This is a genomic window from Ruegeria sp. CE9 (assembly GCF_056537425.1).
Genome location: NZ_JBQFRO010000015.1, coordinates 34,967 through 51,628 on the forward strand (window position 1 = coordinate 34,967; position 16,662 = coordinate 51,628).

Annotated in this window: 11 protein-coding genes; 7 read left to right on the forward strand and 4 right to left on the reverse strand. The window is 52.7% G+C overall.

What is annotated here, in order from left to right; all coding sequences use genetic code 11:
- Positions 1-24 precede the first annotated feature (24 nt).
- From ACR0B3_RS21500 to ACR0B3_RS21520, 5 genes are all read left to right on the forward strand, one after another.
- The gene (locus ACR0B3_RS21500) at positions 25-819 is read left to right on the forward strand and encodes a YaiO family outer membrane beta-barrel protein (protein WP_480810841.1); all 795 of its coding nucleotides are present in this window, start codon (positions 25-27) and stop codon (positions 817-819) included.
- Between the two features lie 16 nt (positions 820-835).
- Entirely contained in the window at positions 836-2,092 is a 1,257-nt protein-coding gene (locus ACR0B3_RS21505; protein ID WP_480810842.1) for a glycosyltransferase family 2 protein, read from the forward strand.
- Positions 2,089-2,886 (forward strand): hypothetical protein, encoded by a 798-nt coding sequence (locus ACR0B3_RS21510; RefSeq protein ID WP_480810843.1) that lies wholly within the window; start codon positions 2,089-2,091, stop codon positions 2,884-2,886. Before ACR0B3_RS21505 ends, ACR0B3_RS21510 begins: the two co-directional genes overlap by 4 nt.
- A 338-nt stretch (positions 2,887-3,224) precedes the next feature.
- Positions 3,225-6,095: a calcium-binding protein gene (locus ACR0B3_RS21515; protein WP_480810844.1), complete on the forward strand. Its 2,871-nt coding sequence runs from the start codon at positions 3,225-3,227 to the stop codon at positions 6,093-6,095.
- 749 nt (positions 6,096-6,844) lie between these two features.
- Positions 6,845-9,691 carry an autotransporter outer membrane beta-barrel domain-containing protein gene (locus tag ACR0B3_RS21520; RefSeq protein WP_480810845.1) on the forward strand — a complete coding sequence of 949 codons (2,847 nt, stop codon included), beginning with the start codon at positions 6,845-6,847 and terminating at the stop codon, positions 9,689-9,691.
- Between the two features lie 9 nt (positions 9,692-9,700).
- Here ACR0B3_RS21520 and ACR0B3_RS21525 read toward each other — a convergent pair whose 3' ends face one another.
- The 3 genes from ACR0B3_RS21525 to ACR0B3_RS21535 are packed head-to-tail and all read right to left on the reverse strand — an operon-like array spanning position 9,701 to position 12,040.
- On the reverse strand, positions 9,701-10,918 hold the full coding sequence (locus tag ACR0B3_RS21525; protein WP_480810846.1) for an FGGY family carbohydrate kinase: 1,218 nt from the start codon (positions 10,916-10,918) through the stop codon (positions 9,701-9,703).
- Positions 10,919-10,928: 10 nt separating this feature from the next.
- The gene (rhaM, locus tag ACR0B3_RS21530) at positions 10,929-11,243 is read right to left on the reverse strand and encodes an L-rhamnose mutarotase (protein ID WP_480810847.1); all 315 of its coding nucleotides are present in this window, start codon (positions 11,241-11,243) and stop codon (positions 10,929-10,931) included.
- Between the two features lie 14 nt (positions 11,244-11,257).
- Complete coding sequence (locus ACR0B3_RS21535; protein WP_480810848.1) at positions 11,258-12,040, reverse strand: DeoR/GlpR family DNA-binding transcription regulator; 783 nt, start codon at positions 12,038-12,040, stop codon at positions 11,258-11,260.
- A gap of 193 nt (positions 12,041-12,233) precedes the next feature.
- Between ACR0B3_RS21535 and ACR0B3_RS21540 the strand changes: the two genes are divergently transcribed.
- The gene (locus tag ACR0B3_RS21540; RefSeq protein WP_480810849.1) at positions 12,234-14,327 is read left to right on the forward strand and encodes a bifunctional rhamnulose-1-phosphate aldolase/short-chain dehydrogenase; all 2,094 of its coding nucleotides are present in this window, start codon (positions 12,234-12,236) and stop codon (positions 14,325-14,327) included.
- 4 nt (positions 14,328-14,331) lie between these two features.
- The gene (gene rhaI / locus ACR0B3_RS21545) at positions 14,332-15,606 is read left to right on the forward strand and encodes an L-rhamnose catabolism isomerase (RefSeq protein ID WP_480810850.1); all 1,275 of its coding nucleotides are present in this window, start codon (positions 14,332-14,334) and stop codon (positions 15,604-15,606) included.
- Here rhaI and ACR0B3_RS21550 read toward each other — a convergent pair.
- Positions 15,603-16,490, reverse strand: coding sequence for an AraC family transcriptional regulator (locus tag ACR0B3_RS21550; RefSeq protein ID WP_480810851.1), 888 nt, complete (start codon positions 16,488-16,490; stop codon positions 15,603-15,605). The two genes, rhaI and ACR0B3_RS21550, sit on opposite strands and share 4 nt — an antisense overlap.
- Positions 16,491-16,662: the final 172 nt, after the last annotated feature.

The following is a 16,662-nucleotide window of genomic DNA, read 5'->3' on the forward strand; positions in this document are numbered from 1 at the left end:
TCCAAATAAAAACGAGGACAATAGATGAAAAACGCGATCTCCGCGCTGGTTTTGGCATCGCTTGGTTGTGCGGCAAGCGCACAGAACACTGGTTTTGTCGAAGGCAACACTGTCTTTTTCTTAGGTAAGTCAGATCTAGATCAGGGCCAATCGGACCGTGACTATGTTGGCGCTCAGGGCAACTATTTCCGCAACGACGGATTGGGCCTGCACTTTGACCTGACAGGTCTATCCAGCGATGAAGAGGACACTGTCTTTGGTGCTGTGGGTTTATCCCGTGAAATTGCGCCTAATCTGCGCGGGAAAATCATGCTTGGTGGCTCCGACAGTGAAGCGGGTTTTTTCCCCGAGTACACGATTGACGGAGAGCTGGAGAAAGATTTCGGTTCTGAGCTGGGTTTGGTCCTTCGTGGCGGTTTGACATACTCCAAGTATGACAACGACGCAGAAGAGGCGCGTCTGCGCGGTCAAGCAGTTCGTTACACCAAGCCAATGTCTAACGGAGGTTACTTCGTCCAGCAGGCGGATGTCTCAGTTTCAAGTTCTTTGGACAGCGGTACCACCGGTTGGGAGGTCGCTGTAGGCGCGACTTATGTTGATAGATCTGGCTTCAATGCCGGTCTTGGTCTGGGCGTCGGGCGTATCGCGTACGATCAGCAGGTCGGTGCCGCAGTTGAGAATGATTTTTGGGCGGTTCGTCCGAGTATCGGATACAAGCTAAGCGATCGGTCAGAGTTGTTCATGCGCGGTGAATATGTGGATACAGAACTTTACGACCTGAATGGGGTAAACTTTGGATTGGCGATTACCCTGAATTGATTTGGTGCCGGTCAGCATGGAAATTCTGGTATCGTCAATCGTCTATTGTTCGGCGTTTTTAACCCTGTTGATTTCAGCACGGCAGGTGTTGTTTTCGGTTGCTTTCCGGTTTTTCGGCGAGCAGCCGAACAAATACGAAACGCCAGCAATATGGCCGAAGATCAGCATCATTATTCCTGCTCATAATGAGGAAGTGGTAATTGATGGCAGCATTAGCACGATGCGACGGTTGTCATATCCAAATGACCGGATGGAGATCCTGGTCATTAATGATCGATCATCAGACGCGACTGGTCAGATTGCTGACCGGCATGCAGCCGAAGATCCGCGCATTCGGGTTATCCATCGCCCCGACGACGCAATTCCAGGCAAGCCCGCTGCGCTTACAGAGATCATGAAAACCTTGGATTCCGAGGTCGCCGTTTTCTTTGATGCAGACTACTTGCCGCCGCCCAATCTGGTACAAAAACTGGTTCTTCCGTTTGAAGATCCCAACATAGGCGCGACCATGGGTCGGGTTGTTCCGTATAATACCGACAGCAACCTGATGACAAAACTAATCGATCTTGAACGTCGTTCGGGATATGTAGTTGACCAAGGGATGAGGGGATCACTGAACCTGCTGCCGCAATTTGGCGGGACCTGCGGAGCCGTTCGGATATCAGCATTGGAAAAAGTTGGAGGCTGGCGTCCAGATCTTTTGGCCGAGGACACTGATCTATCTTATCGGCTTTTTTTGGATGGCATGACCGTCGCATATTTACCCAATGCGAAGTGTTATGAAGAAAGCCCCGAAGACTGGCGCGTTCGCTTCAAGCAGGTGCGTCGTTGGGCTTATGGCCACAATGATTGCATGTTGCGCTATCTGTTGCCCGTCCTTATTGCAAAAGACAAACCGCTGTTGAACCGTTTGGATGCAGCGATTGTATTGTTGTTCTACTTCGCTCCAGTTCTTGCGCTGTTTACACTAGTGCTGGTCGCTCTGTTTCCTTCCTATATACTTGGTTTGGGCGGGTATTTACTTGGGATCAGTTATCTGGCGCTGTTCTCAGGCTTTGGTAATTTTGCGCCTTATTTTCAGGTGGGAATTGCCTGTCATATCGACAACCAGGTTGGTGCTCTGCGAAGCCTGCCTTTGATGTTTCTGTCAAGTTTTCTCAGCATGTTGGCTGCTTCGAGCGGGTTCATCAACTTGCTCAATGATCGCGCAGCCGGTCATATGCCAAAATGGGATAAAACCGTCCGCTTCCGTCAAGAAAGCTCTAGCACATGAACTTCGCCGCAGCTTTGGGATTCTATCTATCTATTTCAGTTCTGATCCTTGGATATGGGGCAATTGTTCGATCAGCCAAAAAACGCAGTTCTCGACTAAACTTAAATCATCCGGAATTGGAGGAAATTGTCACCGTCGCCACCCTCGAAGGATTCTCCGGGCATAATGTAACAGCGAGCAAAGGTCGCGAATGGCTTGCTTTTGGTTTCCAATATGGTGCATTGCTCGGTCTATTGACGCTAGTGGCGTGGATCTGGTGGGTCCTTCAGGTTCAGATCATCGCGGCGTTGACCTCGCTGTCCGCAGAGATAATAGCGGAAATAGACCGGCTAAACTTGTCGTCGCCCCCTTTCCCCGCCTTAATTCTGGTTGGATTGCCCCCACTTTGGATAGTGTTAAAAAGATTTATTAAAGACAGTATCACCTACCCATTTTTTGCCATGCACTTCATGCTTATTGCTGCATGCAGTCTGGCAGATCTTTTGAAAATTAATGGCCAGCTGGACACGATCAGCTATGCGCAATCGGCTCTGCAGTGGATCGTTTTTCTGATTATCTTTAGTCAAGGTGTTTGGGCCGTATCTTATCCCAATCCGGCAATGGCAATTCCGGGTATTTGTATTGGAATTATTATTTCATTGTCTGCAGCTTGTATGGCATTTGTTCTGATCAAAATATTGGTGATGGCCGGTAGTCCGACAATAACTGCGTTTTTTACGTATATACTATTCGGGTATTTTGTATTCGGTTCGCACCTTTGGACTCTTTCCAGAATCAGTCGCGCGGTGACCTAGTGCAAACCCAAGTCGGTAATTGAATTAACCTGAATGCACCATCCGATTTATTGAGTTGGTGGTAAAAATATCATGGCGCTTTAGCGCATTATTTCCGCTCGAGAAACGGGTGGGGGGTATTATTTGTCATCTATAAACAATAGTGCTGAATTCTTAAATAAGATAATCCAAACAAATCATATTTTTCTGTTCAGGAAGATTAAAAGTGTTACAAAACAACGCGATGATATGGAATCGCAGTTCCAGTACCTAGTTCCAATGCTGAGCAACGGTCTCTGAATTTTCAGGCCATTTGTCTCTGGTTATCAAATTGAATTCACCTAAACTGGGGGGCCGCCGTGAAGCTGTCGCTAGAAACTAATGTATTGAATCACGATGGGGACGTTATTGTCTCGGTCGATCCGGAAACGGGAAGCTTCCGGTGGCGGGATGTTGCCCCATTCAACCCTGATGATACCCGCCTTTATACTGTAGACTCGATCTATCCAATTGGCGGTCCTCAGGATCGATTTTATTATTTCGAGTATTTGACATCGCCCGTAATTCTGAATGTTATGGATGATGACACGTCAGAATTGGTGCTGAACACTGAAGACACTTATGTCTTTCAAGGTGGTAATAATGACGACCTATTTTTTGTCACGGGCCAATACGAAGTAGAATCTGTCGACGGTGGGGCAGGGCGTGACGCTTTGGCTTTGGATTTGTCGGGCTTGGATGTTTCGGTTAACTGGGACATGAACATCGAAGGTATCGATGAATTCAAAACCCTGCCATCGGCTGGTGCACTGGGTACCGTCAATGTTCGTGGCGTCGAGGTGGTTTGGCTACATCTGGGTGACGGACCTAATGCGTTGGTTCTCTCTGATGGCGATCACTGGCTTCGCGGCGGAGAAGATGTCGATACGATTACCCTTGGAGTCGGGGACGTAAACATCGAAACAAATGGCGGCAACGACATCATCAACGCAGGCTGCATTTCCGGCGGGTTCATCGATGGTGGGGCCGGTGACGATCTGATCGTTATCGACGACTTCACGGTCGCGAAAGCCAACAACGGGCATCCAGAGTCTCGCCAAAATTTTTACTTAATCGGTGGTCAGGGTGATGACACAGTAAGAATTACCCTGGATGACAATGAAGTAAATTACCGTTATGCCTACACGACACCGAAAGTCTTCAACTACCGCCTGAACCATAATGGCGAGAACATTGATGTCACCGCCGACACCGATTTTGACGCTTTGGGAATTGATCTTGATACCTGGCTACAGTCTCAAGATGCAGATTTTACCCTGTACCTTACGCGCGCATATGTCGGTGATTTCTCTTATTACGCTCGTCTCTATTCGATGCGAGCCAATCTGGAAGATGTCGAAATACTTGAGCTCAATGGTGCAAGCCAGAACGACCTGATGTTTGGGATGGTCGGCAACGACATTCTGAACGGTGGCGCGGGTGATGATCGTATTCATGGTCGACTTGGTAACGACACGCTGATTGGCGGAGAAGGGACCGACCGGCTTTTCGGTGGATTGGGCGACGATACCTATATCATTGATGCCAACGATATCGTGGTCGAAGAAGCAGGACAAGGTATCGACACCATCGTGACCACTGCCAGCGTGTTTACTCTGGCCGACAACTTTGAAAACCTGGTCTTGGAATCGGCGGATGGTGCCATCGGGAATGGCAACGAAGATGACAACGAACTGATCGGTGGCGATGGTGCTGATGAGCTTTATGGCTTTGGTGGCGATGACGTTCTGGACGGTGGTGCTGGTGCTGATCTGCTTGTCGGCGGAACCGGACACGATACCTATCGGGTCGATGACGTAAACGACGTCGTTGTCGAGTTGGGGGGTGAAGGGATCGACACGATCGAAACAACCGCACTGGATGTATCGCTCGCGGATTTCGACAATGTCGAAAACTTGACCTTTCTATCAGAAGACGGTGCTACCGGCGAAGGCAACGAAGAAGACAACACCATTAGAGGCAATATCGGCAACGATTTCCTCTATGGCCATGGTGGTCTCGATACACTGACAGGGGGCGATGGCAGCGATGCTCTGTTCGGCGGTGGAGGCAACGACAGCCTTTCCGGTGGCGATGGTGGCGATGGCCTGGACGGCGGTCTGGGTAATGACACGTTGGATGGCGGCGAAGGCGTCGACTGGCTGTTTGGCCGCGAAGGCGATGACAGCCTGACCGGCGGCAACGGCGGCGACGCGCTGTTTGGCGGCATCGGAAATGATACGATCAATGGTGAAGATGGTGATGACGGGATCGACGGCGGTGGAGGCAATGACGCGCTGTATGGCGATGCCGGCGTCGACTGGATCGTTGCGGGTGACGGCGACGATTTCATCGATGGCGGTGCTGATGGTGATGCCATTTTTGGCGGTGAAGGCAACGACACGGCGCATGGCGGCAGCGGCAACGATGGCCTGGATGGTGGCTTCGGCGACGATATTCTTTCGGGTGGCGAAGGCGTCGACTGGCTGTTTGGTGGATTCGGCAACGATACCATTTACGGCTCATCTGCCGACCTGGATTCGGACGACACCGACGCGCTGTTCGGCCAGGAAGGCGACGACAACCTTTATGGTGGAGGCGGCGGTGACAGCCTTGATGGCGGCGAAGGCAACGACAACCTGTTTGGCGGCGACGGCAATGACTTTATGTTTGGCCAAACCGGCAATGACGTGCTTCTCGGCGGAAATGGTTCTGATGTTCTGTTCGGCGGCGAAGACGACGACGAGCTGTTCGGCGGAGAAGATGGCGACACGCTGGATGGAGGTGTAGGCAATGACCGCTTGGTTGGTGGCGGTGGCATCGACGTGTTGTTCGGTGGCGCGGATGCGGATACGTTCGTATTTGAATTCCTCGATGACAGCCCAGACATCATTCGTGATTTTGTCAGCGGTGAAGATATGCTCGAGCTGAGCGCTGCAGGGCTTGGTATCGGAACAGGACCAGGGGTTAACACTGGCCCGGATGGCGCAGTGATTGAAGAAATCAATTTCAAGACGGGTGCTGGTGTACCAATCGACTTCCTCGATCCCGGAACGCCACTGCTCTATTTTGACACCGATACCAAGGCGATCTGGCTCGACCTGAACGGAGGTGATAGCTTTGATGCGATCAATCTCGCCGGGTTGGAGACTGGCTTCCTTACCGAAAGTGATATCAGCATTTTGTGGTAAGCGCTCTGCCGGGCCCGCGCGATATGCACGGGTTCCGGTTGTGGTACCTGTCTAGCCTGCGAAAGCGGCAGCTTCGCTGTGGGCATCCTTTGCGGGCATATTGCAATTGGCTTTCAGGCGGTGGCTTTTCGCGGCCTGAACCATTTTTTCGTCTTATCGGCACTCATTTGGCGCAGCTGTCAAACTTCTAAGGAACCGGGCTTCATCGTGATTTGCGCTCGGGTTCTTGGGGCGGATGGCCGCGCGGATGCGCCCTCGTTTATACCTTGGACCCCACTATGAATAGATCGTTCACAGTTATTGATCGCCGTTGTCTATTTACATTTGCCTTTTGCGTTCTGCCGCATGGAGCCGCCGCCGGGAACTGTACCGAGAATGTTGTAGGATCGCGTGAGTTTACTTGTTCAGGCCCAGCGTCAGATTTGCCAGGTGGATCAATTGACGATTACACCAACATTTCAGGCGGTGGTGATATAACAGTTCGAACCCAGAACGGCTTCGGTCTGAACTCGGATCGAATTGCTCTTCGGATGAACGGAGATAGTGCGCGTTATGTAGACGGGTTCAGTTCGGATATCAGCGGGACCATCGGAATAGAGCTGATTGCCACTACTGGCGCTTTAGAAGTGAACACAAAGGGTAATGTGATTGGCAGGCAGAACGAGGGTATGTCGCTAACTTCTACTGGTACGGATGTTTCGATTACGTCCGAAGGTCAAATTATCGGGCGCGGTTCGGGCCTAAGTCTTGTGAACGATGGGTTCGGCAATGTGATAATTTCAACCCATGACGTAACAGGCGAAACTGGAGATGGCATCTTAATTAACGCCGGTACAGACAGTCGCAATATTTCGACCATTAGCACGGGAACCATTCGAGGTGGCAGATCTGGCATCGATCTCAGCAATATCGGAGCTGGCAATGTCTCAATCTACGCGAACAGTGTTGTGGGAAGCTTGTTTCATGGTATCCAGGCCTCGAGTACTGAGGTGGCGGGCCATATGACCATTCGCGTTGAGAATGCTGTCGAAGGCGTGCATTCTGGACTTGCGGCCAACAGCCTCGGCGATGGTGATCTGCATATAGATGTGGAGGATGTCACTGCCACGATAGGGTGGGGCGTTTTAACCGATACCTCAGAACTGTCGGGCACGACTTCGATTCGGGCGCGCGGCGACATCACTGGTGGTCGAAATGGGGTTGCCTCGGTGCATCGGGGTCGCGGCGATCTGATAGTTGACGTTCAAGACGTCACTGGAACCAACGGTACTGGTTTACACGCAACGGTTTTTTCTGGCGGTCATTTGGTGGTCCGAGGGGAAGATATCACTGGGATTGGGACAAACGCAAACGGCATTGACGTGTCTACATTCGACGGCGGTGATATCGACATCAATGTCACAAGCGCAATAGGCGATGTAAATGGGAGCGGGCTAAGGGCCACCAACTACACCCCCGGTAATATGCGCCTGCAAGTTCAGAACTCAATCGGCGGTGCGCGCGGGCGTGGCATTCTTGTCCAGAGTTTTGCTGAAGCCGCAGATATCTCTATTTCATCAACCGGTACGGTATCGGGCGGACGGGGTGGAATTGTTGCCTCAAAGAATGGTGCAGGAAACCTGGTGATCCGGGCACACAACGCTGAGGGGGGCTCAGGATCAGGTATTTCGGTCAGAACGCGGAGTGATCAGGCAAACATCTCTATAGTTGCCTCGGGGATGGTCACAGGGGGCCGAACCGGCATCGCAACTAATAACGAAGCCGACACTATGGCGCGGATCGAGCTCACAGCTGGTGCTTTGGTCACCGCAAGCTCAGGGTTGGCGATAGAAAACAGTGACGGTAATAGCCAGACTATTTTGCGCGATGGTTCATCTGTGGTCGGCGAAATCGAGCTGAACGCAGGGATCGATACGCTGATCATTGGCCAAATTGACGACTTTTCCACAATATCCGGCTTGGACGGTGGAGGAGATGCCCAAGACACGCTGATATTCACGGGCTTGGAGGGGCAGGTGCGTTCGGAGCAGCTGGCCAACTGGGATCACTTGCAGATTGCGAATGGAAGTCAGGTCAGGTTGGTTGGATCTGACCTCAACACGGTAAACAACCTTTTGGTTTCATCCGGTTCCACACTGCGGATCCGGTCTGATGTTTTTGACTACAACAGTCCCGTGGAGGTTGGCCTTGACAGCACGCTGTCTTTCAGCGGCTCAGGAGCTGGCCGCTACTCGCTCGAAAATCGGGTCCATAACGACGGCATGTTGTCATTGCAGAATGGTAGTGCCGATGATGTTTTGACTTTGGGTCGGGATATAAAGGGCAGCGGAGCGGTTGCGCTGGATGTGGATGGCGCAAACAACACGAGTGATCTGCTTGTTATCCGGGGAGACAGCAATCAAACCCGTCAGGGCGTGTTTCTCAGTGAGATTGGCAGCGATGCAGAGAACGCGCAGGTCTTTACTTTGGTGCGAGTTCTAGGTGCCAATGAGGAAAGTGACTTCTATCTGGCAGAGCCCAACTTTGTCACCAATGATGGTAAGGAGGCGGTGAACGATGGACAGATTGCCTTTGTCTTCGAGCATGATGCCCAATCGGGGACATTCGTCCTGAACCCATTTGACGCTGAAGGTAATGTGTGGATGAACCCGGCAGGCGACATCTACGCAACGGCGGTCCAGGATTATGTCGATCACATGCAATTCAGATCGTCACAGCAGCGATTTCTGGGAGTCAGCAAAGCCAGTACAACGGTACCGGGCACTGTCAGCAGAGCATTAGACAGATTTATTTCTGCGCAGGAGCTGGTTGGTTGGGTGCAAGCAGAATACCAACAGGGCAATTATGTCTACGACAGCAGATTCGTTGACAGGCATAGCACCGAAATTCGTTTCGGTGCTGGCTTACCCTTCGCTGAATCAGCAAACGGTACTTGGCTGGGAGGGCTAGAGTTTGGAGTTGGTCAACTGCAGTCAAAGATGACCTCCGCACTCACCAGTGCGAAAGTGTCGACTGATGCATTGGATGTTACCTTGAATGCGACGTGGGTTGGTACAAACGGTGTATACTGGGATAATCAACTCAAATATGCGATCTTCGAAACAGATTTTTTGCCAAACGGCGGCGAGGTAACCTTGGGTAAAGCCAGTGGCTATGGCCTATCGTTGGAATTTGGCCGTATTTATGAACTGAGCCGGAACGTGTCGGTCATTCCGCAGGCGCAGGTTTCTTATGTAAACGTTGATGCGGACGCGACCAATGTAGTGGGCGCACAGCAATTTGTTTCGGCCACTGATGGAAACAATACGACAACTCGTCTTGGTGTTAGGCTAGAGCGCGGCTTCGCCAATGGGTCGTTGGTGTATAGCCAAGCAGACTATTTCCACGCCATAGATGGAGAGATAGCTGTTGGGTTTGGCCAAAGTATCATTCAATCCAGCACTGGAGATAGCAGTGCAACGCTGACCTTGGGCACACAAGTTAACCTCTCGCAGACAAGCACGTTTTATGGAGAGTATGCAGCGAATATCGGAATAGGCGGCGAGCAGAGCGCGTCAGGTCACAGTTTCAGTTTTGGTGTCGCGATGAATTTTTGAGAGCACAGTTCAGAGGCTGCCAGCTTCTTTGTTCGACAACCAGGGATCGTGACGCAATAGCCCCGTCGGGGGGCACGTCCCAATATCTGTAAACAGCATTGCGGCCCCGACGCTTGTTCCGGTGGCTGAGCCTGCTTTGTAGATGGGTTGTTTTCGCTGCTTGTGCAGTTGGTTCAGGAACTCTTGGTTATTCGCAAATGGTCCTTCGACAATAATGGGGCCTTGGGCCCCTACATCGTTGAGCCGGGATAGCGCACGGGTTGCCAGATCGCGAGATAGCGCGTCAAGAGCGGTCGGGTTGTCGTCTTCCCGAGACGCGTGTTCGAATTCCCTCCCGCCCATAAAACGGGCCGAGGGCACCGGGTAGCCCAATGCGTTGGTATTCAGCAGGCAGTCGGGGCGCATGGAAAGATCGGGTACTGGCGCATTCATCGCCATGGCAATCACCCAGGTTCCGGTTGACAGGATCGATACAGGTTCGGGTCCCATGCCGAGATAGGGAACCAGCGAAGCGTTGCTGTCATGAATGCCTGCGACCACTGGCGTTGAGATCGGAAGGCCAGTCCGAGCCGAGATTTCGGGCATCAGTGGTCCCAGGATCTTACCAGGCAAGCAAGGCTTGGGAATTTTCTCTGAAAGGCCAAGGGCCTGAACCAGCGTTGAATAGGTGCCAGTACGCGGCAGCCAAAGATCCGTGTGACAACCCAGTGAGGTGACATCCGCTGCCGCAACGCCGGTCAGCCAATATCCCCAGAGCTGAGGGTAGGGCAGGACAAACCTGGTTCGGTCTAGCAGGTCGTGGTCCATCTGGCATTGCCAATGAATCTGGGCGCCCAGATTCAAACCAGCGGGCAAGCGCGGCGAACCGGTCAGAGAAAAATCAGGGCGCAATGCGCCATAACTTGTTGCCAGTTCGTTCGGACCGTCGTGTTCGTAATCAAGAACCGGGGCAGCCAATTGGCCATCGGGGACTACAAAGGCCGCAGCTGCGCCATGAGTGGTAACCGCAATCGCATCTACGCCATGCCGCTTGTGCAGATCGGTCAATCCCTCCAGCGCGAAGGCCCACAGGGTGCCCATGTCGTAATGGGGCCAAGGTCCGGTGGTCAGCACCTGGTTTGGGTGTTTCTCAACAGCAATTTCAGTGCCGGTTTCTAGATCGACAAGTGCAACTTTTGCGTTGGTCTTGCCGACGTCGATGACGGCTACATGGCGCGTCGTCGTCATGATTCAACCATCAGGGCAAATGGAACACTTGGGTCAGAGGTATGGCAGTTGGTTCGTTCCGCTCGTTCGCTTGCATGATGTCGGCCATGTAGGCCCACCATCTTTGCATGATCTCTTGTTCAGGCAGCGCATCCATCTTGTGATCACCTGTGCGCCACAAAACGCCGATCAGGTGGTTTGTATCTTCATCCAGAAAGATCGAATAATCAGAGATGCCCGCATCCTTGAGAAGTGTCACAAGCTCGGGCCAGATCTCATCATGTCGTTTCATGTATTCAGCCATCTGACCCGGGTTGAGGATCATCTTGAACGCGATTTTTTCCATGGCAATATGTCGCCTCAAGTCGATGTTGGTACGTGGACTGTGATCAATTCGACGCCATTGCTTTCGATCATTGCGGCGTCTGCGTCCCGAATCCGGTCATCCGTGATGAGTTTTGAAACATTTTGAATGCCGCATAAGATCATACTGTGATGGTTGTCGAACTTCGAACTGTCCGCCAGCACGACAACTTCGCGGGCTTGTTTTACCAGTGCCAATGCTGATTGGATTATCAGAGGATCGGCTTCCATGATGCCCTGATATCCGATGCCGTGCGCACCGATAAAAGCGGTCGATGCAACAAAGTTGTCGGTGACGGAGTCCTTGTAGGGTGACAGGATAATGTTCTGTCCCCGATAAACCGTCCCGCCACACAATGTGACAGTGTTCTGAGAGTGGCCGATCAGGTGCTGCGCCACGGGAAACGAGTTTGTCAGAACCTGCATGCGCCGTTGCGAGATTGAGTGAACCATATGAAAAACAGTGGTTCCACCTGACAGGATCACACTGTCACCGTCTTTACACAGTTCGGCCGCGCGGCGTGCAATGGCATCTTTCTCTGCGGTCTGGATGGTTTCGTTAAAGCTGAAAGGCCGACCGGCGAGTTCGGGTTGTGGTGGCTGCAAGGCCTCGACCCCGCCACGCAGGCGTTTGAGCTTTTTCTGATCATGCAGCATGGTTACATCACGACGGGCCGTTGCCTCGGACGCGTTCGTCAGGTCGCAGATTTCTGCAATCGTCAGGATTGGCCGGGTTTGAATGGCATTCAGAATGATCGCATGACGCTCTTTCTCGTGCATTCGCTCCTCCTTGTCGGTGACTGTAAGAGAGACGCAAAATGCCGTCAATAGCGGTCACGGGTGATCAAAGTAATTTAAGAGGACACAGAATTTCACCCTGGTTGATCGAAAATTATTGATTATGACCGATAATGGTGACTTTATGCGTCAAAGGAAATTGATCGGCAGCAGCCGTTTACGAAGGCATAGTCTAATGACGCAGGAAAATACTCTTTCAAACAAATGGGATGATGCCATCGCAGGCGGTATGAGCGAGACGGAAAAACTGCTTTATCGTTCGAATCTCCTCGGTTCCGACAAGCGCATAACCAATTACGGTGGCGGCAATACCTCGGCCAAGGTTATCGAAAAAGACCCTCTGTCTGGTCAGGATGTTGAGGTTCTCTGGGTCAAGGGCTCGGGCGGTGATGTGGGCTCGATCAAGATGGACGGGTTTGCAACGCTTTACATGGACAAGCTGCACGCGCTGAAGTCCGTCTATCGTGGCCCCGAACATGAGGACGAAATGGTTGGGTATTTGCCGCACTGTACCTTCAATCTGAACCCGCGCGCGGCATCCATCGACACACCACTTCATGCTTATGTGCCAAAAAAACATGTCGATCACATGCATCCCGATGCGATCATCGCGATCGCCGCGTCGGTCAATTCCAAAGCGCTGACCCAAGAGGTTTTCGGCGACGATATCGGATGGCTGCCATGGAAGCGCCCTGGTTGCGAATTGGGCCTGTGGCTGGAAAAGTTCTGCAATGAAAATCCTGGTGCCAAAGGCGTGGTGCTGGAAAGCCATGGCCTGTTTACTTGGGCTGATGACGCCAAGGACTGTTACGAGCTGACCATTGACGTCATCCAGAAGGCCATGACCTGGTTTGCTGTAAAGCTGGAAAACAAGCCGGCATTTGGTGGGGCTGTGCATCAAACCCTGCCCGCATCCCAACGCCGACAGGTAGCTGCGCAGTTGATGCCAGCCATTCGGGGGTATGTCAGTGGCAACCAGCATATGGTCGGGCATTTCAATGATAGCGCTGAGGTTCTGGAATTCGTCAACAGCGCCGATCTTGAGCCGCTCGCAGCGTTGGGGACATCCTGCCCCGACCATTTCCTGCGCACTAAGATCTCTCCTTTGGTGGTTGATTTTGACCCTGCTAAGCCGAATGTCGATGCGGTCATCAAAGGTCTGGACGGCGCTATCGCGGCCTATCGCGATAAGTATGCGGCCTATTACGAGCGCTGCAGACACGACAACTCTCCGGCCATTCGAGATCCTAACGCTGTTATCTATCTGGTGCCGGGCGTTGGCATGCTTTCCTTTGCGAAAGACAAAGCGACCGCACGAATTTCGTCAGAGTTCTATGTCAACGCGATCAACGTGATGCGTCGTGCCTCGGCCGTCAGCACCTATCAGGGGCTGGATGAGCAGGAAGCCTTTGACATCGAATACTGGCTGCTGGAAGAGGCCAAATTGCAGCGGATGCCCAAGCCGAAATCGCTGGCCGGGCGGGTCGCATTGGTGACCGGTGGCGCGGGCGGGATCGGTGCCGCCACAGCAGAACGTCATCTCAGCGAGGGGGCGTGCGTCGTTTTGGCGGATATCGACCCTGATGCCCTGAAGCAGGTGGCAGGCGAACTGGCGGATAAATACAGCGCAGACGTGGTGCGATCCTTGATCATGGATGTGACGGATGAGGCCGCCGTCGCAGACGCGTTTGCCGAAGCAGCGGTCGAGTTTGGCGGCGTCGATATCCTTGTGTCCAATGCAGGCATCGCAAGTTCCGCCCCAATCGAGGACACCTCGCTGGATCTGTGGAACAAGAACTTGTCGATTCTGTCTACAGGTTATTTCCTTGTCTCGCGTGAGGCATTTCGGGTCATGCGGGTTCAGGATATCGGTGGGTCGATCAGCTTTGTGGCGTCAAAAAATGGTCTCGCGGCGTCGCCTAATGCCAGTGCCTATTGCACCGCCAAAGCATCCGAAATTCATCTGGCGCGTTGTTTGGCGCTAGAGGGCGCAGAGGCCGGAATTCGCGTGAACGTGGTGAACCCGGACGCCGTTCTGCGCGGGTCGCGCATTTGGGAAGGCGAGTGGCTGGAACAGCGCGCCGGAACTTATGGGACCGACAAGGAAGGGCTGGAAGACATGTACCGGAAACGGTCGTTGCTAAAGCGCTCGGTTCTGCCAGAGGATATCGCCGAGGCGGTTTATTTCTTTTCTTCTGACGCCTCTGCCAAATCTACGGCCAACATAATCAATGTCGATGCAGGAAACGTTCAGGCGTTTACACGGTGACCACATGATCAACACATCCTTTATCGCGCAAGACAACGAACAGAATGCGGAAAACCTGCGTGCGGATTTTGACCATCTTGGCGAAAAGCTGGCGCGCCGGAATTTGGATATTCATGCGATCATTGCGCAGGCCGCTGCGTTCGAAACTGCTATTCCCAGCTGGGGTGTGGGGACAGGCGGCACGCGGTTTGCGCGGTTTCCTGGCGCGGGCGAGCCGAGTAATGTTTTTGACAAACTGGAAGATTGCGCTGTTATCCATCAGTTAACCGGCGCGGCGCCGCGCGTTTCGCTGCATATCCCTTGGGACAAGGCAGCCCCGTCTGAACTTAGGGCCAAAGCCGAGGCGCTTGGGATCGGCTTTGACGCGATCAACTCGAACACTTTTCAGGATCAACCGGGTCAACCGCATAGCTACAAATTCGGGTCACTCTCCCACACCGACCCAGCAACGCGGCAACAGGCCATCGAGCACAATATCGAGTGTATCGAATTGGGAAATGCCATCGGGTCCAAGGCGTTGACCGTTTGGATCGGTGACGGTTCGAACTTTCCAGGGCAGACACACTTTGCCCGTCAATTTGATCGGTACCTTGAAGCGTTGAAAGCAGTTTACGCAGCGCTGCCCGCTGATTGGCGGCTGTTTACCGAACACAAAATGTATGAGCCGGCTTTTTACTCCACAGTTGTTCAGGATTGGGGCAGTTCCTATCTTGCGGCGCGCGAGTTGGGTGACAAGGCACAGTGCCTTGTGGATCTGGGGCATCATGCACCAAACGCAAATATTGAAATGATCGTCTCGCGCCTGTTCCAGTTTGGAAAACTGGGCGGGTTTCATTTCAATGACAGCAAATACGGCGATGACGATCTGGACAGTGGATCGATTGACCCTTTCCGCTTGTTTCTTGTTTTCAACGAACTTGTGGATCTGACGGGCAAACCGGGCTTTGACCCGGCCTACATGTTGGATCAAAGCCACAATGTCACGGACCCGATCGAAAGCCTGATGTGTTCGGTCATCGAGGTTCAGCGTGCCTATGTTCGTGCCCTGATCGTGGATCGCGTTGCGTTGGACGGGTACCAGCAGGACAATGACGCGATTTATGCATCCAGAACCCTGCGCGACGCGTTCAATACGGATGTCGATTCTATTCTGGCAAAGGCCCGCATCCAAAATGGCGGCGCTGTTGATCCGGTCGGAACCTACCGCGCGGCGGGTTACCGTGCCCAGGTCGCCGCAAGCCGACCCGAAACCACGGGTTCGGGCGGTGGGATCGTCTAGTTTTTGCTCTGCTCAAACGCCAGCGATCTCTCTTCGCGCCACTGCGAAGGGGGCAGGCCATAGGTCTTTTTGAACTGTTTTGAGAAGTGGAATGCGGATGAGAAACCAAGGATGCCCGAGATCTCTTTCATCATTCGATCAGAGTTCAGCAACAGGTCCGAGGCGCGTTGCAGGCGGATGCTGATCTGAAACTCTTTTGGGGACAGACCCAGTTGTGATTTGAATATTCGTCTCAGGTAGGAAGAACTTACGCCAAGCTCACGCGCCAGATCTTCGACCTTGAATTCTTCGGTCGCATTTTCAGTGATGATCATGCGCGCGCGCGACAGGATATCGCGCTGTTTTTCCTTTTTTTCCTGGCGCGATTGGACAAACTCGGTGACGATCCGAACCGACATGGCAGACAGAATCAACTGGTTTCCAACCGCGTTTGACTGCACCAGATCGTGGAGATTTTGCATATGCGTCTCCAGCCCGTCATATGCGTCGTAAACAGGATTGCTGCGATCCAGGTTGCGACTGTGTTCAAAAAATTCCAGCGCAGAACCTTTGCATTCGATCCATTCTTCTTCCCATCCGGTGTCCGGATCAGGCGAATATCTGTGCCACATTCCCGGGAACAGAATCAAAACTTCGCCAGCTTTGACACGGCGTTTCTGACGGCCCCGACCAAACTCGAACCTGCCTTGCCCTGACTTGATATGCACGAATTGGTAGGCCTGCAAAACGCGACCCTTGGACCATGTGAAATGGTGATCATTCGGATGCCGGTTGGGCGGGTAATTTTGTCCCGGCAAGGTCCGGGACCGACCGGATGCAAGGAAAGTACACCCCAAAGGCGCGCATTCCGGGTTTTGGGTCAGGTACTTGAAATAGGTCGCCATGTCCTATCCTGTCTTTAGGTTCCGAAAAGTGTATGACAATGATCTTCAGGCGCAAGCAAAACATGTCAATGGCTCTCAATTTGCAATTAGGCTTGTGGAATGAATTTGCGTCGGATTTGCGGATCGATAGGCGAAGCAGCGCAGTTCTAAAAATACACTGAACCGGCGCAGA